Genomic DNA, 19,754 nt, shown 5'->3' on the forward strand with positions numbered 1-19,754 from the left:
AAGACGGCACGCGCCTCAGGCCGTCGCCGTCTTCCTGCCGAACAGCCGCCGCGGCGGCCGCGCCTCCAGCCGGCCCATGCTCAGCCGCCCGTGTATCTCCACGCGCAGCACGACCGGTGTCCCGGGCTGCCCGGCCGGCCGCACCTTGGCCGTGCCGTAGTCGATCACCAGGGAGTCGGTGTCCACGACGACGCCGGGCCGGGTGATCAGCCGCAGGGTGCCGCCGCGCAGGTCCAGGTCGATGCGGAGGGTGTCATGAGAGATCTCCGCCCGGGTGAAGTCGACGGTCACGTCGCCCCACTCCGAGTCGATCTCCATCCGGCGCGGCACGGACCATCCGTCGCCGCGCGTGGCCGACGAGAACTGCTGCTCGATGCGGACGACGTCCTTGACCGGCGCCGCCCCTGGGGCGTCCGGCAGATCGCCCGTCAGCTCCGCCAGCTCCCCGAGCGTGCGCGCCGACAGGGCCGCCCCCACCCGCTCGTCGTGTTCCTCGGCGGTGAGCCTGCCGTCCCCTGCGGCAGCCGTCAGGACGTCCACCACACGGTCCCGGTCCGCGTGCGAGGCCCGCAACCCGGACGGCACATCCGTGGGCACCAGCTCGGCCGACATACCCTCACCCCGATTCAGACGCCCCTACAGGGGACCCACTGCCGACTCCACGCACTAACGCTATATCGCGTTATGCCCAACGGCCAACCCCACGTCCACGGTTCCCACGTCGTGGCCCTATCGTGACCGGCATGCAGTCCTACACGATCGGCCAGGCCGCACGGCTGCTCGGCGTGAGCCCCGACACCGCCCGCCGCTGGGCCGACGCCGGCCGGGTGGCCACCCATCGCGACGAGGCCGGGCGACGGCTCATCGACGGCAAGGATCTCGCCGCGTTCTCGGTCGAGCTGGCCAGGGCGGGCGGCGGTGAGGAGGACACCTCCTACACCTCGGTCCGCAACGCCTTCCCGGGCATCGTCACCGCCATCAAGCTCGGCGACGTCGCCGCCCAGGTGGAGATCCAGGCGGGCCCGCACCGCCTGGTCTCCCTGCTGACCCGGGAGGCCGTGGAGGAACTGGGCCTGGAGGTCGGCATGGAGGCCACCGCGCGCGTGAAGTCCACGAACGTGCACATCGACCGCGTCTGAGACCGGCACAGGAGCGCCGCCCACAGGTCGAGCCGGTCGCTCAGCAGGGACAGGTCGCGTCCGGTGAAGTGCTCGATGCGCTGGATCCGGTAGTGCACGGTGTTGACGTGCAGATGCAGCGCCTTGGCCGTACGCGCCCAGGACCCGTCGCAGGCGAGGAACGTCTCCAGCGTGCTCAGCAGTACGGCGGTGGCGGTGCGGTCGGACTCCAGCAGCGGACCGAGGACCGCATGGCTGTAGGCGGCGCGCACCTCGGCCGGCACACCGGTGAGCAGGGCGTGGAGGGTCGTCAGGGCGCTCGCGTCGGCGAGGAGGGAGGCGTCCGGCGCCGTGGTCCGGGCCGAGGTGAGCGCGTACCGGGCCTGCGCCAGCGCCCCGCCCAGCCCCTCGGGACCGTCCGCTGGCGCCCCGGTGCCGCCGTGCAGGGCCACCTCGGGCGCACAGCCGGCGACCAGACCTCGCCCAGGACGCCGTCGCAGACACCGGACAGAACCGCAAAGGCACACCCGTCCGCCAGCCGCCCCACGATCGAGACTCCCACCACGGCATCCGCGGCCCCGTGCGTTGCACCCTTGGCCGGTCGCCCCCGCCCTGGCCAACGCCGTACGGGACGCGACCGGCGAGCGGTTCACGGAGCTGCCGCTGACGCGCGACCAGGTGTGGCCGGCACTGGGCCGTCGAAGCCGTAGCCCCCGTCCACCCGGATCGCCGTGATCCCGCTGATGTGCCGGGCCCCGCAGCGGTCCTGCGGCAGCACCAGCTGGGGGCCGGCCGCGTCCAGCGGGCTGCCGTCGACGGTGACGGCGAGCAGCACGGGGGCGTGGGCGAAGTCGGGGTCGATCTCGGCCCAGGACAGCAGGGCGTGGTGGCCGTCGGTGCCGGTGACGGCGATGAGGAAGCGCAGCCGGTCCTTGCGCCGGGCCCGGTCGAAGTCGGGTCCGGCGTCGGCGAGCACGTCGTACAGGCGCGGACCGGCGAACCGGTGGTGCTGGATGCCGCTGGTGGCGCACTCGAAGCTGACGTCCGCCACGTGCTGCGCCCAGCCGAGCAGGTCCGGCACGGTCAGCCGGGCCGGTCGTACGAGATCGCCGGTCAGGGCGAGTTCGGCGAGCAACACCTGCGACCACCTCCCGCAGGACCGTACCCCAGGCTGAGCACCGTACAAACGCACATGCCAGCCCCAAGTCACAACTTCGCAGCTCATGCAATGCGACAGGAGACTTACACCTGGCAGATGCGGCAGTATCATCGCCGCATGGCCGATCGACCGGCCGTGCCAGGGCGCGACGTTGTTCCACAGAACCCGAGGAGTAGATCCGTGATGACCCGTTCCGTGCGCCGGACCCGGATGCTGCAACTGGCCGGTGCGGGAGCCGCTGCCCTGATGGCACTGAGCGCCTGCTCCTCCTCGTCCGACGACTCGTCGGCCAAGTCGAAGGCGTCGGACTCGTCGTCCTCCGCCTCCCCGAAGCTCTCCGGGAAGGTCACCGTGTTCGCGGCCGCCTCCCTCAAGGAGAGCTTCACGGCCCTGGGCAAGGAGTTCGAGAAGGCCCACCCCGGCACCACCGTCAACTTCAACTTCGGCGGCAGTGACACCCTCGCCGCGAGCATCACCAGTGGCGCCCCGGCAGACGTCTTCGCCGCCGCCAGCCCCAAGACCATGGCGATCGTGACGGACAAGCAGGACGCGGTCGGCACCCCGGCCACCTTCGTCCGCAACCAGCTGGAGATCGCCACCCTGCCGGGCAACCCCGGCAAGGTGGCCTCGCTGAAGGACCTCACCAAGGCCGGTCTGAAGGTCGTCCTGTGCGACAAGACCGTGCCGTGCGGCGCCGCCGCGCAGAAGGCCCTGGACGCCGGCGAGCTGAAACTGACCCCGGTCTCCTACGAGCAGGACGTCAAGGCCGCCCTGACGAAGGTCGAGCTGAAGGAGGCCGACGCGGCCGTCGTCTACAGGACCGATGTGAAGGCCGCGGGTGACAAGGTGGAGGGCGTGGAGTTCCCCGAGTCCGCCAAGGCCGTCAACGACTACCCGATCGCCCTGCTGAAGAACGCCGACAACGCCGCCGCGGCCAAGGCGTTCATCGAGCTGGTGCAGTCCGCCGAGGGCCAGCAGGTCCTGAGCCAGGCCGGGTTCCTCAAGCCGTGACCTCGCTCGACAAGCCCGGCGCCGCGACCGGCCCCCGCACGGGTGGGCCGCGGCGCCGCCGCGTCGGCACGGGGGGCCGACGCGGGGTGCCGTTGCCGCTGCTGGTGCCGGGCGTGGTGGCTCTGGCGTTCCTGCTGCTGCCACTGATCGCGCTGCTCGTACGGGCTCCCTGGCGGAGCCTGCCGCAGCAGCTGACCAGCGCAGAGGTGTGGCAGGCGCTCCAGCTGTCCCTGGTCACCGCGACGGCGGCGACGGCCGTGAGCCTGGTGCTGGGGGTGCCGCTGGCCTGGCTGCTGGCCCGTACGGAGTTCCCGGGCCGCGGTCTCGTCCGCGCCCTGGTGACCCTCCCGCTGGTGCTTCCGCCGGTGGTCGGCGGTGTGGCCCTGCTGCTCGCCCTGGGCCGCAACGGCGTCATCGGCAAGTGGCTCGACTCCTGGTTCGGGATCACCCTCCCGTTCACCACCACCGGCGTCGTGATCGCGGAGGCGTTCGTCGCGATGCCGTTCCTGGTCATCAGCGTCGAGGGCACCCTGCGGGCCGCCGACCCGCGCTTCGAGGAGGCGGCCACCACGCTCGGCGCGTCCCGCTTCACCGCGTTCCGCCGGGTCACCCTGCCACTGATCGCCCCCGGCATCGCCGCGGGCGCGGTGCTGGCCTGGGCCCGCGCGCTCGGCGAGTTCGGCGCGACGATCACCTTCGCGGGCAACTTCCCCGGCCGCACCCAGACCATGCCCCTCGCGGTCTACCTCGCCCTGCAGAACGACCCCGAGGCGGCCATCGCCCTCAGCCTGGTGCTGCTGGCCGTGTCCGTCGCGGTCCTTGCGGGGCTGCGGGACCGCTGGCTGACGGGGACCGGGAGGTGACGGGAGGATGGGAGACGACGCTGTGCGTGTGCCGACGAAGGACGCCCTCTTCATGACCGACATCGACGCCCCCGACAAGGCCGGCCTCGAGGTGGTGGGCGAGCAGGGGCTCGACGCCCGGCTCGTCGTCGAGCGGGGCTCCTTCCGGCTCGACGTGGCGCTGACCGCCGCCCCCGGGGACGTCGTCGCGCTGCTCGGCCCGAACGGCGTCGGCAAGACCACCGCCCTGCGCGCCCTCGCCGGTCTGGTCCCGATCACCGACGGCCATCTGCGACTGGACGGCACCTCCCTGGACGGCACTCCGCCCGAGTCCCGCCCGGTCGGTGTCGTCTTCCAGGACTACCTGCTCTTCCCGCACCTGTCCGCCCTGGACAACGTGGCCTTCGGACCGCGCTGCCAGGGCGTCTCCAAGGCCGAGGCGCGGGCCCAGGCCGCCGCCTGGCTGGACCGCATGGGCCTCGCCGACCGCGCCGGCGCCAAGCCCCGCAGGCTCTCCGGCGGCCAGGCCCAGCGCGTCGCGCTGGCCCGCGCCCTGGCCACCCGGCCCCGGCTGCTGCTCCTGGACGAGCCGCTGGCGGCCCTGGACGCCCGTACCCGCCTGGAGGTCCGCGCCCAGCTCCGCCGTCACCTGGCCGAGTTCGAGGCGGTCGCCGTCCTCGTCACGCACGATCCGCTGGACGCCATGGTGCTCGCGGACCGGCTGGTGGTCGTCGAGCACGGCCGGGTCGTCCAGGAGGGCACCCCGGCCGACATCGCCCGCCATCCGCGCACCGACTACATCGCGCAGCTGGTCGGCCTCAACCTCTACCGGGGGCGGGCCGAGGGGCACACGGTACGGCTCGACGCGGGGCCCTCGATCACGACCACGGAGGTGCTGTCCGGGCCGGTCTTCGTGGCGTTCCCGCCGGTCGCCGTCACCCTCTTCCGGGACCGGCCGACCGGCGCCAGCGCCCGCAACCTGTGGCGTTGCGAGGTCGCCGGTCTGGAGACGCACGGCGACCAGATCCGCGCCGACCTCACCGGCGAACTCCCCCTCGCCGCCGACCTCACCACGGTCGCCGCGGCCGAGCTGGACCTGCATCCCGGCGCAGCTGTCTGGGCGACGGTCAAAGCGACGCAGACGCACGCATACCCTGCCTGAACGGGCGCGCGCCCTACTGTGGGTGCCCATGACACTGAGCATCCGCAACCAGCTCCCCGGCACCGTCACCGAGGTCCACCCCGGCGAGGTCATGGCCACGGTCAAGATCCGCCTGGACGGCGGGCAGGAGCTCATGGCGGCCATCACGCGGGAGGCCGTGGAGCAGCTCGGCCTCGCCCCGGACTCCCGCGTCCTCTCACTGGTGAAGTCGACGGAGATCTCACTCGCCACGGGCCGGTTCGAAGGCCTCTCGATCCGCAACCAGCTCCCCGGCGCGATCGTCCAGATCGCCCTCGGCGGAGCCGTGGCCTCCGTGAAGGTCTCGGTGCCCGGCGGCGAACTCACGGCCGTGATCACCAAGGAGGCGGTCGAAGACCTCGGCCTCTTCGTCGGTTCCGATGTGATCGCCCTGATCAAGGCGACCGAGGTGGCGCTGGCCTCGGTGTGAGGACGGCAGAGCCCCGCCCGACCACGGGCGGGGCTCTGACCAGGGGATCGCTCAGTCCTCGTAGGCGTCCAGCGGCGGGCAGGAGCAGACCAGGTTGCGGTCACCGAAGGCGTTGTCGATGCGGCGCACCGGCGGCCAGTACTTGTCGGCGGCCGAGACACCGGCCGGGAAGACGGCGTCCTCGCGGCTGTAGGCGTGCGTCCACTCGCCACCGAGCGCGGACGCGGTGTGCGGGGCGTTCGCCAGCGGGTTGTCCTGCGCGGGCCACTCGCCGGAGCCGACCTTCTCGATCTCCGCGCGGATGGCGATCATCGCGTCGCAGAACCGGTCCAGCTCGGCCAGGTCCTCGGACTCGGTCGGCTCGATCATCAGCGTGCCGGACACCGGGAAGGACATGGTCGGCGCGTGGAAGCCGTAGTCGATCAGGCGCTTGGCCACGTCGTCCACGCTCACGCCGGTCGCCTTGGTCAGCGGGCGCAGGTCGATGATGCACTCGTGCGCGACCAGGTTGCCGGGGCCGGTGTAGAGCACCGGGTAGTGCGGCTCCAGGCGCTTGGCGACGTAGTTCGCGGAGAGCACGGCCACCTGGGTTGCGCGCTTGAGGCCCTCGCCGCCCATCAGGCGGACGTACGCCCACGAGATCGGCAGGATGCCCGCGCTGCCCCAGGGCGCCGCAGAGATCGGGCCGACGCCCGTCTCCGGGCCGGCCGTCGGCTGCATCGGGTGGTTGGGCAGGTGCGGCGCCAGGTGCGAGCGGACCGCGACCGGGCCGACGCCGGGGCCGCCGCCACCGTGCGGGATGCAGAAGGTCTTGTGCAGGTTCAGGTGCGAGACGTCGCCGCCGAAGTGGCCCGGCTTGGCGAGGCCGACCAGGGCGTTGAGGTTGGCGCCGTCGACGTAGACCTGGCCGCCGGCCTCGTGCACCTGGGCGCAGATGTCGGCGACGTGCTCCTCGAACACACCGTGCGTGGACGGGTAGGTGATCATCAGGACCGCCAGCTCGTCGCGGTACTGCTCGATCTTGGCCCGCAGGTCCTCGACGTCGATCTCGCCGTCCTCGGCGGTCTTCACGACGACGACCTTCATGCCGGCCATCGCGGCGCTGGCGGCGTTGGTGCCGTGCGCGGAGGACGGGATCAGGCAGACGGTGCGCTGCTCGTCGCCGTTGGCCCGGTGGTAGCCGCGGACGGCCAGCAGACCGGCCAGCTCGCCCTGCGAACCGGCGTTCGGCTGGAGCGAGACCTTGTCGTAGCCGGTGACCTCGGCGAGACGCTCCTCCAGCTCCCGGATGAGCGTGAGGAAGCCCTCGGCCTGCTCGGCGGGCGCGAAGGGGTGCAGCTCGCCGAACTCGGGCCAGGTGACCGGCTCCATCTCGGTGGTCGCGTTGAGCTTCATGGTGCAGGAGCCCAGCGGGATCATGCCGCGGTCGAGCGCGTAGTCGCGGTCGGCCAGCTTGCGCAGGTAGCGCAGCATGGCGGTCTCGGAGCGGTGCTCGTGGAAGACCGGGTGGGTCAGGAAGTCGTCGGATCGCAGCAGCGCCTGGGGCACGGCGTCCGTGGCCGTCACGTCCAGCGCCTCGATGTCGCCCTCGACACCGAAGGCGGACCAGACGGCGGCCAGCTGGGCCCGGTTGCTGGTCTCGTCGCAGGCGAGGGAGACGTGGTCGGCATCCACGAGACGCAGGTTGACCCCGTTCTCCAGGGCGGCGGCGACCACCTCGGCGGCCTTGCCGGGCACCCGCGCGGTGAGGGTGTCGAAGTAGGCGCCGTGGACGATCTCGACACCGCCGGCCTTCAGGCCCTCGGCGAGGATCGTGGCGTAGCGGTGGGTGCGGCGGGCGATGGCACGCAGCCCCTCGGGGCCGTGGTAGACGGCGTACATACCGGCCATCACGGCGAGCAGCACCTGCGCGGTGCAGATGTTGCTCGTGGCCTTCTCGCGGCGGATGTGCTGCTCACGGGTCTGCAGCGCGAGGCGGTACGCCTTGTTCCCGTCGGCGTCGACGGAGACGCCGACCAGACGGCCGGGCAGGCTGCGCGCGAACTTCTCGTGCACCGCCATGTAGCCCGCGTGCGGCCCGCCGAAGCCCATCGGCACACCGAAGCGCTGGGTCGTGCCGACGGCGATGTCCGCACCCAGCTCGCCCGGAGAGGTCAGCAGGGTGAGGGCCAGCAGGTCGGCGGAGACGGTGACGAGGGCGCCCAGCTCGTGCGCCTGGTCGATGACCGGCTTGATGTCGCGTACGGCACCGGAGGCGCCCGGGTACTGGATCAGCACGCCGTTGATCTCGCGCGCGGCGACGTCGGCCGGGATGCCGTCGCTCAGGTCGGCGACGACGACCTCGACACCGGTCGGCTCGGCACGCGTCTCGATGACGGCGATGGTCTGCGGCAGCGCGTCCGCGTCGACCAGGAACAGGCCCTTCTTGTTCTTGCCCATGCGCCGGGACAGCGCCATCGCCTCGGCGGCGGCCGTGCCCTCGTCCAGGAGAGAGGCGCCGGAGGTCGGCAGGCCGGTCAGGTCGGCGACCATCGTCTGGAAGTTCAGCAGCGCCTCCAGGCGGCCCTGCGAGATCTCCGGCTGGTACGGCGTGTAGGCCGTGTACCAGGCCGGGTTCTCCATGACGTTGCGCAGGATGACGGGCGGCGTGAAGGTCCCGTAGTACCCGAGCCCGATCATCGAGCCGAGCACCTGGTTGCGGTCGGCGAGCGAGCGGAGCTCGGCGAGCACCTCGGCCTCGGTACGGGCACCCGGCAGATCGAGCGCCTCGGCGTTCTTGATCACATCCGGCACCGCGGCGGCGGTCAGCTCGTCGAGCGAGCCGTAACCGACGTGCGCGAGCATCTTGGCCCGCGCCTCCTGGTCGGGCCCGATGTGGCGCTGCTCGAAGGGGATGCCCGCTTCGAGCTCGGAGAGCGGAGTGCGATGGGCGGTCATTGCGGAGGCCTCCTGGTCTGACGCGACCTTCGAGGGGCACCACGGCGGTTGCCCCGACGGCCTCCCCCTCTGTCATCAAAACCTGAGAGCTTCACCGGGCACCCGAGGGTCCCGGCTTTCACCGTCGGTGAGGGCGGGAGCCGTCGACACTCGCCCTGCTTTCCAGAGTGACCTCGTCCGTGCGGTACGTGAGCCTGAGAGATTCCGGGGAGGATTTGCTCCTTCGGCGCCTCCGACGTGGTCGGAGGACTCTCCCGCACGGGGTCAGCAGCCGCTGTCAGCGTACCAGCGAGGTCAACGCCTGGGCCCTCGAGTGGCCGCCTCCTTGAATGTGCTCTTTTGTAGTGCTTACGGATGAGTTGCGACCAAGTGGAGGGAGAGGGCCCGTGCAGACCGACATCGATCCGCGCAACCTGATCGGCCGCAAGGCGTTCGACCGCAATGGCACCAAGATCGGCACCATCGACGAGGTGTACCTCGACGACGCCACGGGCGTGCCGGAGTGGGCGGCCATACGCACCGGTCTGTTCTCCCGGGACGCCTTCGTCCCCCTGGAGCCCAGCGAACTGGTGGAGGGCGCCCTCCGGGTCCCCTTCGACCGCGCGCTCATCAAGGACGCCCCCGACTTCGGCGTGGGCCGCCACCTCTCCCCCGAACAGGAACTCCAGCTCTACCACCACTACGGCCTCGACGCGGCCGCACCTCCTTCGGTACCGGACCACGACTTCGGCAAGCTGGCGGGCACGGAGGAGGTCTGATCCTCGGCCGGGACGGGCCGGTGAGCCACGTCGGTTTCCACGACCAACGGCAACGGCTCGGCCGGCTCCAGCGCGGGATCGTCGACAAAAAACGTACGCACCCGCCCCGGCTCGGACTGCGGTGTCTCGAAGCGCACAGTGACCCGCCCGAGGCCACTGCCCTGCACCCAGCCGTGCCCGTACTCGGCATGCCGCACGTCGTACCCGGCCCGCCACTGCCGCTCGGCGGGCTCCATGCGCTCCTCCACGGCGTCGGGCACGACCTCCTCCGACGTCTCCACGGCCGCGGCGGCGTCCCGCTCGCCCGCCGCGGCCTGCGCGAACAGGTCCTCCTGGGTGTAGTCGGCGAGCCCCGAGACGCCCACGCCCAGCAGCCGTACCCCGCCCGTGGTGTCCACGGACTCCAGCAGCCGCGCGGCAGCCTCGCGGATCACCGCCGGATCGTCGGTGGGCCCACGGAGCGTCTCGGAGCGGGTCAGGGTCGAGAAGTCGTACCGCCGCACCTTCAGCACGATGGTCCGCCCGGACAGCCCGGCCCCGCGCAGCCGCCCCACGCACCGGTCGGCGAGCCGCTGCACCTCGATCCCGACCCGCAGCCGGTCATGGATGTCCACGTCATAGGTGTCCTCGACCGACACCGACTTGGTCTCGCGCTCGGCCACCACGGGCCGGTCGTCGTGCGCCAGCGCCATGGCGTACAGCGCGTGCCCGTGCGCCTTGCCGACCAGCCGTACGAGTTCGTCCTCCCCCGCCTCGGCCAGCTCCTCGACGGTGGTGATCCCGGCCCGCCGCAGATGGTCCCCGGTCGCCGGCCCGACCCCGGGCAGCGTCCGCACCGACATGGGGCCCAGCAGCGCCCGCTCGGTCCCGGGCTCGATCAGCACGAGTCCGTCGGGCTTGGCCTGCTCCGAGGCGATCTTCGCGAGCATCTTGGAGGCGGCCAGCCCCACCGACCCGGTCAGCCCCGTGACCGTCCGGATGTCCGCGCGCAGCTTCGCCCCCGCCAGCCGCGCCGACGCCTCGTCCCAGGCCGCTCCCGCGGCCTCCAGATCGACGAACGCCTCGTCCAGGCTCAGCGGCTCCACCAGCGGCGACAGCGCCCGCAGCAGCGCCATCACCTGCTCGCTGACCGACTTGTACAGGGCGAAGCGCGGCACGAGGTACGCGGCGTTCGGCGCCAGCCTGCGCGCCTGGGCCATCGGCATCGCCGAGTGGACCCCGAAGACCCGGGCCTCGTACGACGCGGTCGCCACCACCCCGCGCGGTCCGAGTCCGCCCACGACGACGGCCTTCCCGCGCAGGCTCGGCTTGGATGCCTGCTCCACCGAGGCGAAGAAGGCATCCATGTCGAGATGCAGGATCGTGGGCGCGTTTCTCACATCTCCGATGCTGCACCACGCCACTGACAACGCGGGCCCCCGAGGGGCCGCCGTCAGACCGCCCGGTTGCGACGCCTGGCCAGCTCGTCCGCCGGGTTGTGCCCGACCAGGGTCTCCCCGGTGTCGATGCGCTCGCCGTGCAACTGGGAGAGCGCGCTTTCCACGTCCCGCCAGACCACGCCGACGGCGATGCCGAAGATGCCCTGACCGCCCTGGAGCAGGGCGTGGACCTCGTCGGACGAGGTGCACTCGTAGACCGTGGCGCCGTCGCTCATGAGCGTCATGCGCTCCAGATCGCGGAAACCGCGTTCCCGGAGGTGCTGGACAGCCGTACGGATGTTCTGCAGCGAGACACCGGTGTCCAGGAACCGCTTGACGATCTTCAGGACGACGACGTCCCGGAAGCTGTACAGACGCTGCGTACCCGAGCCGTACGCGGGCCGCACACTCGGCTCGACGAGGCCGGTGCGGGCCCAGTAGTCGAGCTGCCGATAGGTGATTCCGGCGGCCGCGCAGGCGGTGGGCCCGCGATAGCCGATCTCTTCGGACGCCATGGACGCCGCCCCTCCGCCGTCGGGCACCACCGTCGGTCGCTGTGAGGCGTGGTCGACCACGCTGCCGGGCTGGGGGTACCCCCGGTCCGAACGCAGCTGAGAACTCGGGGGAGGGTACGGACCGCTCTCCCCGAGTCGTCCGGGGGCACCCCCAGCCGTACCGTCGCCGCTGGCTCTCACGCCGACCTCCGTCCTTGACCTGCCTTCTCGACGGTAGGCAGTCACCAGGGGTGCGTCAACGATCGCCACACTCGGCACGCCGAGTGATAATCACCCTAGGAGTGGTTTCCCGTGCCCCACCGCGGGGAAAGGCTAGCCGAATGCTCCGGCGGGGGGCCGTAGGACGCTCTCAATGGCCGGTGGCAATTGCCACCGCACCCCTGCCTCACTGGCTGCTGGTGCCGAAGTCCTCGGGCGAGATCTGGTCGAGGAACTCGCGGAACTTCTCCACCTCGTCCTCCTGCTCGTCCGGGATCGCGATGCCGGCGTCGTCCAGCACCGTGTCACTGCCGTAGATCGGCGTTCCGGTGCGCAGTGCGAGCGCTATGGCGTCCGAAGGACGGGCGCTCACCTCGACCCCGCTGGCGAAGACCAGCTCCGCGTAGAAGACGCCCTCACGCAGATCCGTGATGCGTACTTCGGTCAGCTCCTGGCCGACGGCCTCCAGCACGTCCTTGAACAGGTCGTGGGTCAGCGGTCGCGCGGGGGCCATGCCCTGTTGGGCGAAGGCGATCGCCGTCGCCTCCCCCGGCCCGATCCAGATGGGGAGGTAACGGTCGCCCCCCACTTCGCGCAGGAGCACGATCGGTTGGTTGGAGGGCATTTCCACCCGGACACCTACGACATCGAGCTCGTTCACACAGCAACCCTAGGCCGTGCCCGGGACGTTTGGGTAGTCGGGCCGGGAACAGGTGCCCGATCCGGCCCCCCGGAACCCCCGCCGCTCAGGGCAGCCGGACGCCCAGAGCGATCTGCACCAACGCGGCGTGCAGCTTCACCGTGAGCGCCGCCAGTTCCTTCGCCCGGGCCTCGGCATGCGCCCTGGTCTGCGGGTTGCGGTGGCGCTTGAGAGGGGCCACCACCTGGTCCACGAGCCCCGCCTCGCGGTCGGCGGCGGCCTTCATCACCCGAAGGTGGCGCGGCTCGATCCCGAACCGGCCCAGCTCGGCGACCAGCGAGGCGACGGTGACGGCCTCGGAGTCGTACGCCCCGTCCTCCAGGGGTGCGATGAGCCCGTACGACTCCCACTCCTCGAGGTCGGCCTCGGCGATGTCGGCGGCCGCCAGCAGCGCGGCCCGCCCGATCCGGGCGACCATGGGCCGCTCGAGCGGCTCCAGCACGTCCTCACCGGTGCGCTGGCGCCCCACCAGGGGCAACTGGACGGCCTCGCCGCGCTCCATGGCGTCCAGGTGCTCGCGGATCACCTTGAGCGGCAGATAGTGGTCCCGCTGCATCCTCAGGACATGAGCGAGGCGCTCGACGTCAGCGGCACTGAACTTCCGGTACCCCGAAGGGGTCCGCTGCGGCTCGACGAGGCCCTCCGCCTCCAGGAAGCGGATCTTGGAGATGGTGACCTCGGGAAACTCGTCACGCAGCGCGTTCAGCACCGCGCCGATACTCATCAGCCCACTGCCCGCGGCGGCGGTACCGCTTCGGGCACCGCCGCTCGGTGTTTGAAGCATGGACCTTCCCTGGGGTCCCCCCCGGACGGAGTCCGGGGGGTCAGATGCCCTGCCGGCTCGCGTAGAAGACCAGCCGGTACTTGCCGATCTGCACCTCGTCACCGTTCGACAGAGCGACCTGGTCGATCCGCTCGCGGTTGACGTACGTGCCGTTCAGACTGCCCACGTCGGCCACGGTGAACGAGCCGTCCGGGGAGCGCCGGAACTCCACGTGCCGTCGGGAGACCGTCACGTCGTCCAGGAAGATGTCGCTCTGCGGGTGACGGCCGGCCGTGGTCAGGTCGCTGTCCAGCAGGAAGCGGCTGCCCGAGTTCGGGCCCCGGCGCACCACCAACAGCGCCGAGCCCATCGGCAGCGCGTCGACCGCGGCCTGCGCCTCGGGCGAGAGCATCGGCATGGCCGTCTGACCGGTCGCCTCGGCGTCGTAGGCCTCGAGACCGGAGATGGAGATCGTGGACGTGGTCTCGGACGCGCGCTCCGGCGCCACACCGGGCCGCAGCGGCGCACCGCAGTTGGAACAGAAGCGGGCGTTCTCCGCGTTGCGGTTACCGCACCTCGTACAGACCAGGACCGACATGGACGGATCCTCCTGCCGCGGCAGCCCCGCGGGGGCGTTGGACGCATACGGGTCGGAGGCAAACCCTCCACCCGCACTTGAGGTTGACGGTTGCCCGAAACCTATGCCGCCGGACTGGGCAGGGTCAACAGACGCCGCGCCCTGACCTCCGGAAATGTCACCGCCCGGACCAGCGACCTGGTCACGGAACAGTGGGCGCTGGCCCTCTGCGTCAGGCTGTGCGCGATGACGAGCGGTCGCGTTGTCGCTGCCCTCTCGCGCGCTCTTGCCGAACAACTTCGCAAACAACTTCACGGGCGATTCCCCTTGACCGAAACAGACCCGCCCGTGGGGCAGGACGAACCCTGATTGCCTACACCGGCCGACCCGGACACCCTCACAACGTCCGTATCCACCAGACAGTTTCCACCACGCACCACCTCTTCGGTGCGCCGACCCCCCGCAACCTCATGCCCCTGCCGGACGTCCCCCATGCACCACCGGTTCACTGGGAGGACGACCGAGCGTAGTCAGGCTGCTTCGCCTGCCGCAAGGCGTCCACGACGATCTTGCTCGACCGCTCGACGGTCGCCGTGGCCTGCTCCTTCTCCAGCGTCTGCACCACGCCTCCAGGAATGTTCAGCGCCGGCTCGAGATCCTGCGGCTTGCCGATGACCTTGAAACGATAGGGAGCATTGATCTTGTTCCCGTCGACGCTCACGGTCTTGCCGGAGTCGGTGAAGTAGCTGCTCGCGACCACCCGTACTCCATTGACCTGGATCGCCTCAGCGCCGGCCGCGCGCAACTCCTGGATCGCGTCGAGCAGCATGTCCGCCTTGACCGTCCCCTTCGTGTCCTCGATCGTCATGGTGATGCCGGGACCCTGCGCAGCCACGGTGCCCGCCAGAATGCCGAGTTGTCTCTCCTTCTCGGCGGTCTGCCGACGCGCCTCCGTGGCCTGGTCGGAACTGCTCTGCAGCTCCTGGCGCTGCTTCTCGAGTCCCTGTTTCTCGTCCTCAAGACGCTGAGTACGGTCATCCAGTTCATCAAGAATGCGAACAAGATCTTCCTGACGGGCGCCGCGCAGCGCGCTGTCGCTGTCGCTGTTCGACGCCACCTGCACCGCCAGGCCGAAACCGAGACCGAACAGCAGCAGCGCGACGATGAGTTGGGCTCGGGTGACCCGCGGCGGCCACAGCCCCTTGACCAGCCGCTGGCGCCCGGTGAGCTGCGGCTCGGCGCTCTCGGCGGGCGCCTGCTCGGGCTCGGCCGCAGGGACCGGCACCTCGTCGGGCAGTTCCTTGCGCAGCCTGTTCTCCGGCTGCTCTTCCTGGTTGCTCATCTGTCTCACGCCCGGAAGACGTGCCGTCGGATCGCCGCGGCGTTCGAGAAGATCCGGATACCGAGAACGACCACGACACCCGTGGACAGCTGGGCGCCCACGCCCAACTTGTCCCCCAGGAACACGATCAGCGCGGCCACGACCACGTTCGACAGGAACGACACCACGAAGACCTTGTCGTCGAAGATGCCGTCCAGCATGGCCCGCAGACCACCGAACACGGCGTCCAGCGCCGCCACGACGGCGATCGGCAGATAAGGCTCGACGACCGCCGGAACCTCAGGCCGGACCAACAGGCCGGCCACGACTCCCACGACGAGGCCCAGTACGGCGATCACGATGTGCCCTTCTCAGTCTTCGCAGTCTTCTCGGAGTTTGGCTGTGCTGTGCGTACGATCACACTCGGTGCTGCGGGCAACCGGACGTCACCCTGCGTGGAGATGGTGGCGCGGATGCCGAAGTTCTGCTCCAGGGCATGCAGATACAGCCCGTCCGCGCCGTTCTGGAACCCGGTGCTCAGCTGCTCCCCGTCCCCCACCGCCAGCACCGTGTACGGCGGCACCAGCGGCCTGTTGTCGACCAGTATCGCGTCACCCGCGGCCCTGATCGCGGACAGGGCCGTCAGCCGCTGTCCGTTGATCGAGACGGCTTCGGCCCCCGAGGCCCACAGCCCGTTGACCACCCGCTGCATGTCCCGGTCGCGCAGCCGCCCGGTGTCGGAGAATCCGGAGGTCTCGCGCGGATTGGTGCCGTCACCGCCGGTGCTGGCCTCCTTGGCGTCGTCGACCACGAGCTTCACCCCGGGGCCGTGCACCGCGGTGGCACCCGACAGGATGCCCACCAGGTCCGCCCCGGAACCGCCGCCGCTCTGCTTCAGCGCCGCCCGCTGGCGCGCGCCGACGTCGTCGCGCAGCTTGTCGACATCGCCTTCCAGGCTGTCCGCGGCCGCGGTCTCGCGGTCGATGCGGTCGATCAGCTCCTGGCGCTCCTTGGCCACCACGGGCGCCGCCACGCGCGCCTGGGCCGCTCCGACGGTCACGACCAGCGCCGCGAGCACCAGCCCGGCCGCCAGGCCCAGCTTCGCCCTGAGGGTCTTCGGCAGTCCGCCTTCGATGCCCTGGGACCTCTTCCGGGCTGCGGCCTCGGCGTACCCGTCGTCGAGGCTGTGGTCCATGACGTTGGTGATCAACGACATGGAAGCGTCCGGACGCCGCGGCCTCGGGGGGCTGCTCCGAACGGGGGGTTGCTGCGGCATGCCGCACATCGTCGCATGTCGCGCGCAGTACCTCCGAATGGCCCCACCGGCGTGCCGGACAGGCCCCCTTGGGGACACTTGTCCGGCACGCGCGTGTGGTGTGGCTTTTGCCGTCCGGAGCTGCCCGTTTACCGCCCGGCGCTGTCCACCACGGCTGACCACTCGTCCAGCAGGGCCTGTGCCGAGGCGTCGTCGGGGCCCTCGGCCCACAGATGGGTGACGGCCTCGGCGGGGTCGGGCAGCACCATCACCCAGCGTCCGTCGGTCTCCACGACCCGCACACCGTCCGTCGTGTCGACAAAGCGATCACCGGCCGCCTCGACGACACGCCGCATCACCAGACCCTTGACGGCCCACGGGGTCGCCAGGTCCCGCTTGAGGACGTGCGCCCGCGGAATCCGCGCGTCGATCTGGCTCAGCGTGAGCTGCGTGCGCGCCACCAGCCCGATCAGCCGTACGAAGGCAGCCGTGCCGTCGTAGACGCTGCTGAACTCGGGGACGATGAACCCGCCCTTGCCGTCACCACCGAAGATCGTGCCCTCTTCGCCTCCCACGCGCGTGAGGTCGTCGGGAGAGGTGGTCGTCCACTCGACCTGCGTGCCGTGGTAGGCGGCCACCTGCTCGGCGATCCGGGTCGTGGTCACCGGCAGCGCCACACGTCCGCTGCGCCGCTCCGCGGCCACCAGGTCCAGCATCACGAGCAGCGCCCGGTCGTCCTCGATGATCCGGCCCTTCTCGTCCACGAGCGACAGCCGCTCGCCGACGGGGTCGAACCGGACACCGAACGCGGCCCCGGAGGACGCCACGATCTCACCGAGGCGCACCAGCCCGCTCCGGCGCATATCGGCGGTCTCCGTGGGCCGGGACTCGTCGAGACCCGGGTTGATGGTCAGCGAGTCCACACCGAGCTTGCCGAGCAGGCTGGGCAGGACCAGGCCGGCGCTGCCGTTGGAGGCGTCCACGACCACCTTCAGGCCCGATTCCGCGATCCCTGTGGTGTCCACGTTGCGCAGTAGCGAACCGGTGTAGGAGTCGAAGACGCTCGCCGGGAAGTACAGGTCACCGATCTCACCGGGGAACGCCCGGCGGTATTCCTGTCGCGCGAACACCCGGTCGAGCTTGCGTTGCCCGCCCTGCGACAGATCCGCGCCCTGCCCGTCGAAGAACATGATGTCGACGGAGTCCGGCACACCCGGCGAGGTCCGGATCATGATGCCGCCGGCACTGCCCCGCGCGGTCTGCTGCCGGGCCACGGGAAGCGGCACGTTCTCCAGGTCCCGTACGTCGATGGCGCTGGCCTGGAGCGCGGAGATCACCGCCCGCTTGAGGGCACGGGCGCCTCGGGAGTGGTCACGGGCCGTGGTGACCGTGGAACCCTTCTTCAACGTGGTCGCATAAGCACCCGCCAGCCGTACGGCCAGCTCCGGTGTGATCTCCACGTTCAGGATTCCGGACACCCCGCGGGCACCGAAGAGGTGCGCCTGTCCCCTCGACTCCCAGATCACCGAGGTGTTGACGAAGGCGCCCGCCTCGATGGTCTTGAACGGGTAGACCCGCACATTGCCCTGAACGATCGATTCTTCACCGATCAGGCACTCGTCACCGATGACCGCGCCGTCCTCGATCCGGGCCGCCCGCATGATGTCGGTGTTCTTGCCGATGACACAGCCACGCAGATTGCTGTGCTGACCGACATACACGTTGTCGTGCACCACGGCCCGGTGCAGGAAGGCACCGCTCTTGACGACGACATTGGAGCCGATGACGGTGTGTTCGCGGATTTCGGCGCCGGCCTCCACCTTGGCGTAGTCACCGATGTAGAGCGGCCCGCGGAGCACGGCATCGGGATGCACCTCGGCACCCTCCGCCACCCAGACGCCAGGCGATATCTCGAATCCGTCGATGTCGACGTTGACCTTGCCCTCGAGGACGTCGGCCTGGGCCTTGACGTAGCTCTCGTGGGTACCGACGTCCTCCCAGTAGCCTTCGGCGACATAGCCGTAGATCGGCTTGCCTTCCTTCATCAGCTGCGGGAAGACATCGCCGGACCAGTCGACGGGCACATCGGGTTCGACGTAGTCGAACACCTCCGGCTCCATCACGTAGATGCCCGTGTTCACCGTGTCGGAGAAGACCTGCCCCCAGGTCGGCTTCTCGAGGAAACGCTCGACCTTGCCTTCCTCGTCGACGATGGTGATACCGAACTCCAGCGGATTGGGCACCCGGGTCAGACAGACCGTGACCAGTGCGCCCTTCTCCTTGTGAAAATTGATCAGATCGGTGAGGTCGAAGTCCGTCAGAGCATCGCCGGAGATGACGAGGAAAGCATCGTCCTTCAACGCCTCTTCGGCGTTCTTGACGCTTCCGGCGGTACCGAGCGGCTTCTCCTCATTGGCATATGTGAGCTCCATTCCGAGCTCCTCGCCGTCACCGAAGTAGTTCTTGACGAGCGAGGCCAGGAACTGAACGGTGACAACGGTCTCGTTGAGCCCATGCCTTTTGAGCAGCCGTAGCACGTGCTCCATGATCGGACGGTTCACCACAGGCAGGAGCGGCTTGGGCATGCTGGAGGTCATAGGGCGAAGGCGAGTGCCTTCACCACCGGCCATCACGACGGCCTTCATGTCGGAAGCGTCCTCCTAGAGAGACGACGGTCTAGCCGACTTCACCCGTCCACATTGTCCCGCAGTTTTCCGCAGCGGGCCATCGGGCCACTATGTCCGGACAATCAACGAGCTCAATCGGCCGTGGCGTCCGCGCGGACCAGGCGGCGGACTTGTACCACGTAGAGCACTCCTGCCCACCAATAGAGCGTTGTACCCCATCCTGCGAACGCCCATCCGAAAACAGCAGCGAGTGACGCGATCCATCCGTTTCCGTCGCTGAGGAGCAGGAGCGGGAAGGCATACATCAGGTTGAACGTGGCGGCCTTCCCGAGGAAGTTCACCTGCGGCGGCGGATAGCCGTGCCGCCGGAGGATGCCCACCATCACCAGCAGAACCAGCTCTCTCGCGAGCAGGAGGCCGGTCAACCAGAGCGGCAGGATCTCCCGCCAGGTGAGCCCCACCAGAGTGGAAAGTACGTACAGCCGGTCGGCAGCCGGATCGAGGAGCCGGCCGAGGCTGCTGATCTGATTCCAGCGCCGGGCGAGCTTGCCGTCGAGATAGTCACTGATCCCACTGAAGGCCAGCACCAGGAGGGCCCAGCCATCGCTGTTGGGACCCCCGAACTCCGGCCTGAGGATCAGCCAGAGGAAGAGGGGTACGCCGACGAGCCGCGCCATGCTGAGGATGTTGGGGATGGTGAGGACCCGGTCAGTCTGGACACGGGTCTCCTGGACCTCCACCCGGGAGCCTCCTGTGCGAAAACGAGCCAACGATGCCCCCTGACCCTACCTCAACGCAAAAAAGCTCCGGCCCCTGGGCTGTGTGCCCAAGAGCCGGAGCTGTAAAAGGAGTTCGGCGGCGTCCTACTCTCCCACAGGGTCCCCCCTGCAGTACCATCGGCGCTGTGAGGCTTAGCTTCCGGGTTCGGAATGTAACCGGGCGTTT

Annotated in this window: 19 protein-coding genes, 1 rRNA gene, 1 pseudogene and 1 riboswitch; of the genes and pseudogenes, 6 read left to right on the forward strand and 15 right to left on the reverse strand. The window is 70.0% G+C overall.

Annotated features, from left to right (window positions below; translation table 11 throughout):
• Window positions 1-15 precede the first annotated feature (15 nt).
• On the reverse strand, window positions 16-612 hold the full coding sequence (locus ACFY3C_RS43575) for a DUF1707 domain-containing protein (protein ID WP_390774865.1): 597 nt from the start codon (window positions 610-612) through the stop codon (window positions 16-18).
• A gap of 131 nt (window positions 613-743) precedes the next feature.
• Between ACFY3C_RS43575 and ACFY3C_RS43580 the strand changes: the two genes are divergently transcribed.
• Window positions 744-1,139 (forward strand): molybdopterin-binding protein, encoded by a 396-nt coding sequence (locus ACFY3C_RS43580; protein ID WP_386579665.1) that lies wholly within the window; start codon window positions 744-746, stop codon window positions 1,137-1,139.
• Between the two features lie 68 nt (window positions 1,140-1,207).
• Here the strand turns inward: ACFY3C_RS43580 and ACFY3C_RS43585 are convergent.
• Window positions 1,208-1,771 (reverse strand): annotated as a pseudogene (locus ACFY3C_RS43585) (PucR family transcriptional regulator); the annotation flags it as partial.
• A complete protein-coding gene (locus ACFY3C_RS43590) occupies window positions 1,768-2,256 on the reverse strand; it encodes a molybdopterin-dependent oxidoreductase (RefSeq protein ID WP_390774866.1) in 489 nt (162 codons plus the stop codon). The gene ACFY3C_RS43590 and the pseudogene ACFY3C_RS43585, both read right to left, overlap by 4 nt.
• A gap of 204 nt (window positions 2,257-2,460) precedes the next feature.
• Here ACFY3C_RS43590 and modA point away from each other — a divergent pair, with 204 nt between their 5' ends.
• From modA to ACFY3C_RS43610, 4 genes are read left to right on the forward strand one after another with little or no spacing between them, the layout of a single operon-like run.
• Window positions 2,461-3,288 carry a molybdate ABC transporter substrate-binding protein gene (gene modA, locus ACFY3C_RS43595; RefSeq protein WP_390774867.1) on the forward strand — a complete coding sequence of 276 codons (828 nt, stop codon included), beginning with the start codon at window positions 2,461-2,463 and terminating at the stop codon, window positions 3,286-3,288.
• Window positions 3,285-4,151: a molybdate ABC transporter permease subunit gene (gene modB / locus ACFY3C_RS43600; RefSeq protein ID WP_386579659.1), complete on the forward strand. Its 867-nt coding sequence runs from the start codon at window positions 3,285-3,287 to the stop codon at window positions 4,149-4,151. Before modA ends, modB begins: the two co-directional genes overlap by 4 nt.
• A 52-nt stretch (window positions 4,152-4,203) precedes the next feature.
• Complete coding sequence (locus ACFY3C_RS43605; RefSeq protein WP_390774881.1) at window positions 4,204-5,292, forward strand: ABC transporter ATP-binding protein; 1,089 nt, start codon at window positions 4,204-4,206, stop codon at window positions 5,290-5,292.
• Window positions 5,293-5,320: 28 nt separating this feature from the next.
• Window positions 5,321-5,740, forward strand: coding sequence for a molybdopterin-binding protein (locus ACFY3C_RS43610; protein ID WP_390774868.1), 420 nt, complete (start codon window positions 5,321-5,323; stop codon window positions 5,738-5,740).
• A 51-nt stretch (window positions 5,741-5,791) separates the two neighbouring features.
• On the opposite strand, the gene gcvP is transcribed toward ACFY3C_RS43610, so the two are convergent.
• Window positions 5,792-8,677 carry an aminomethyl-transferring glycine dehydrogenase gene (gcvP, locus tag ACFY3C_RS43615; RefSeq protein ID WP_390774869.1) on the reverse strand — a complete coding sequence of 962 codons (2,886 nt, stop codon included), beginning with the start codon at window positions 8,675-8,677 and terminating at the stop codon, window positions 5,792-5,794.
• Between the two features lie 172 nt (window positions 8,678-8,849).
• Window positions 8,850-8,944, reverse strand: a riboswitch (glycine riboswitch).
• A 119-nt stretch (window positions 8,945-9,063) separates the two neighbouring features.
• Between gcvP and ACFY3C_RS43620 the strand changes: the two genes are divergently transcribed.
• Window positions 9,064-9,435 (forward strand): PRC-barrel domain-containing protein, encoded by a 372-nt coding sequence (locus ACFY3C_RS43620; protein WP_386579652.1) that lies wholly within the window; start codon window positions 9,064-9,066, stop codon window positions 9,433-9,435.
• On the opposite strand, the gene ACFY3C_RS43625 is transcribed toward ACFY3C_RS43620, so the two are convergent.
• From ACFY3C_RS43625 to rrf, 11 genes are all read right to left on the reverse strand, one after another.
• Window positions 9,357-10,814 carry a DNA polymerase IV gene (locus ACFY3C_RS43625; RefSeq protein ID WP_390774870.1) on the reverse strand — a complete coding sequence of 486 codons (1,458 nt, stop codon included), beginning with the start codon at window positions 10,812-10,814 and terminating at the stop codon, window positions 9,357-9,359. The two genes, ACFY3C_RS43620 and ACFY3C_RS43625, sit on opposite strands and share 79 nt — an antisense overlap.
• Before the next feature lie 53 nt (window positions 10,815-10,867).
• Window positions 10,868-11,548 (reverse strand): MerR family transcriptional regulator, encoded by a 681-nt coding sequence (locus tag ACFY3C_RS43630; RefSeq protein ID WP_390774871.1) that lies wholly within the window; start codon window positions 11,546-11,548, stop codon window positions 10,868-10,870.
• 205 nt (window positions 11,549-11,753) lie between these two features.
• Window positions 11,754-12,227 (reverse strand): bifunctional nuclease family protein, encoded by a 474-nt coding sequence (locus tag ACFY3C_RS43635; protein ID WP_026253112.1) that lies wholly within the window; start codon window positions 12,225-12,227, stop codon window positions 11,754-11,756.
• 85 nt (window positions 12,228-12,312) lie between these two features.
• Window positions 12,313-13,050 carry a MerR family transcriptional regulator gene (locus tag ACFY3C_RS43640; RefSeq protein ID WP_390774872.1) on the reverse strand — a complete coding sequence of 246 codons (738 nt, stop codon included), beginning with the start codon at window positions 13,048-13,050 and terminating at the stop codon, window positions 12,313-12,315.
• Between the two features lie 40 nt (window positions 13,051-13,090).
• Window positions 13,091-13,921 (reverse strand): FHA domain-containing protein, encoded by an 831-nt coding sequence (locus ACFY3C_RS43645; protein ID WP_390774873.1) that lies wholly within the window; start codon window positions 13,919-13,921, stop codon window positions 13,091-13,093.
• A gap of 190 nt (window positions 13,922-14,111) precedes the next feature.
• The gene (locus ACFY3C_RS43650) at window positions 14,112-14,948 is read right to left on the reverse strand and encodes a DUF881 domain-containing protein (protein WP_390774874.1); all 837 of its coding nucleotides are present in this window, start codon (window positions 14,946-14,948) and stop codon (window positions 14,112-14,114) included.
• A gap of 5 nt (window positions 14,949-14,953) precedes the next feature.
• Window positions 14,954-15,286 carry a small basic family protein gene (locus ACFY3C_RS43655; protein WP_003988855.1) on the reverse strand — a complete coding sequence of 111 codons (333 nt, stop codon included), beginning with the start codon at window positions 15,284-15,286 and terminating at the stop codon, window positions 14,954-14,956.
• A complete protein-coding gene (locus ACFY3C_RS43660) occupies window positions 15,283-16,212 on the reverse strand; it encodes a DUF881 domain-containing protein (protein WP_390774875.1) in 930 nt (309 codons plus the stop codon). Before ACFY3C_RS43660 ends, ACFY3C_RS43655 begins: the two co-directional genes overlap by 4 nt.
• A 119-nt stretch (window positions 16,213-16,331) precedes the next feature.
• Window positions 16,332-18,827: a sugar phosphate nucleotidyltransferase gene (locus ACFY3C_RS43665; RefSeq protein ID WP_390774876.1), complete on the reverse strand. Its 2,496-nt coding sequence runs from the start codon at window positions 18,825-18,827 to the stop codon at window positions 16,332-16,334.
• Between the two features lie 113 nt (window positions 18,828-18,940).
• Window positions 18,941-19,549: a CDP-alcohol phosphatidyltransferase family protein gene (locus ACFY3C_RS43670; RefSeq protein WP_390774877.1), complete on the reverse strand. Its 609-nt coding sequence runs from the start codon at window positions 19,547-19,549 to the stop codon at window positions 18,941-18,943.
• A gap of 110 nt (window positions 19,550-19,659) precedes the next feature.
• A 5S ribosomal RNA gene (gene rrf, locus ACFY3C_RS43675) occupies window positions 19,660-19,754 on the reverse strand; the annotation flags it as partial.

The sequence above is a fragment of the Streptomyces sp. NPDC001410 genome (assembly GCF_042895235.1).
Taxonomy (GTDB): domain Bacteria; phylum Actinomycetota; class Actinomycetes; order Streptomycetales; family Streptomycetaceae; genus Streptomyces.

What these genes read in the sequence shown, in the direction of transcription:
- ACFY3C_RS43575 (WP_390774865.1), bottom strand. Translation starts at nt 612, where the DNA reads ATGTCGGCCGAGCTGGTGCCCACGGATGTGCCGTCCGGGTTGCGGGCC.
- ACFY3C_RS43580 (WP_386579665.1), top strand. Translation starts at nt 744, where the DNA reads ATGCAGTCCTACACGATCGGCCAGGCCGCACGGCTGCTCGGCGTGAGC.
- modA (WP_390774867.1), top strand. Translation starts at nt 2,461, where the DNA reads ATGACCCGTTCCGTGCGCCGGACCCGGATGCTGCAACTGGCCGGTGCG.
- ACFY3C_RS43605 (WP_390774881.1), top strand. Translation starts at nt 4,204, where the DNA reads ATGACCGACATCGACGCCCCCGACAAGGCCGGCCTCGAGGTGGTGGGC.
- ACFY3C_RS43610 (WP_390774868.1), top strand. Translation starts at nt 5,321, where the DNA reads ATGACACTGAGCATCCGCAACCAGCTCCCCGGCACCGTCACCGAGGTC.
- gcvP (WP_390774869.1), bottom strand. Translation starts at nt 8,677, where the DNA reads ATGACCGCCCATCGCACTCCGCTCTCCGAGCTCGAAGCGGGCATCCCC.
- ACFY3C_RS43640 (WP_390774872.1), bottom strand. Translation starts at nt 13,050, where the DNA reads ATGCTTCAAACACCGAGCGGCGGTGCCCGAAGCGGTACCGCCGCCGCG.
- ACFY3C_RS43650 (WP_390774874.1), bottom strand. Translation starts at nt 14,948, where the DNA reads ATGAGCAACCAGGAAGAGCAGCCGGAGAACAGGCTGCGCAAGGAACTG.
- ACFY3C_RS43660 (WP_390774875.1), bottom strand. Translation starts at nt 16,212, where the DNA reads ATGTGCGGCATGCCGCAGCAACCCCCCGTTCGGAGCAGCCCCCCGAGG.
- ACFY3C_RS43665 (WP_390774876.1), bottom strand. Translation starts at nt 18,827, where the DNA reads ATGAAGGCCGTCGTGATGGCCGGTGGTGAAGGCACTCGCCTTCGCCCT.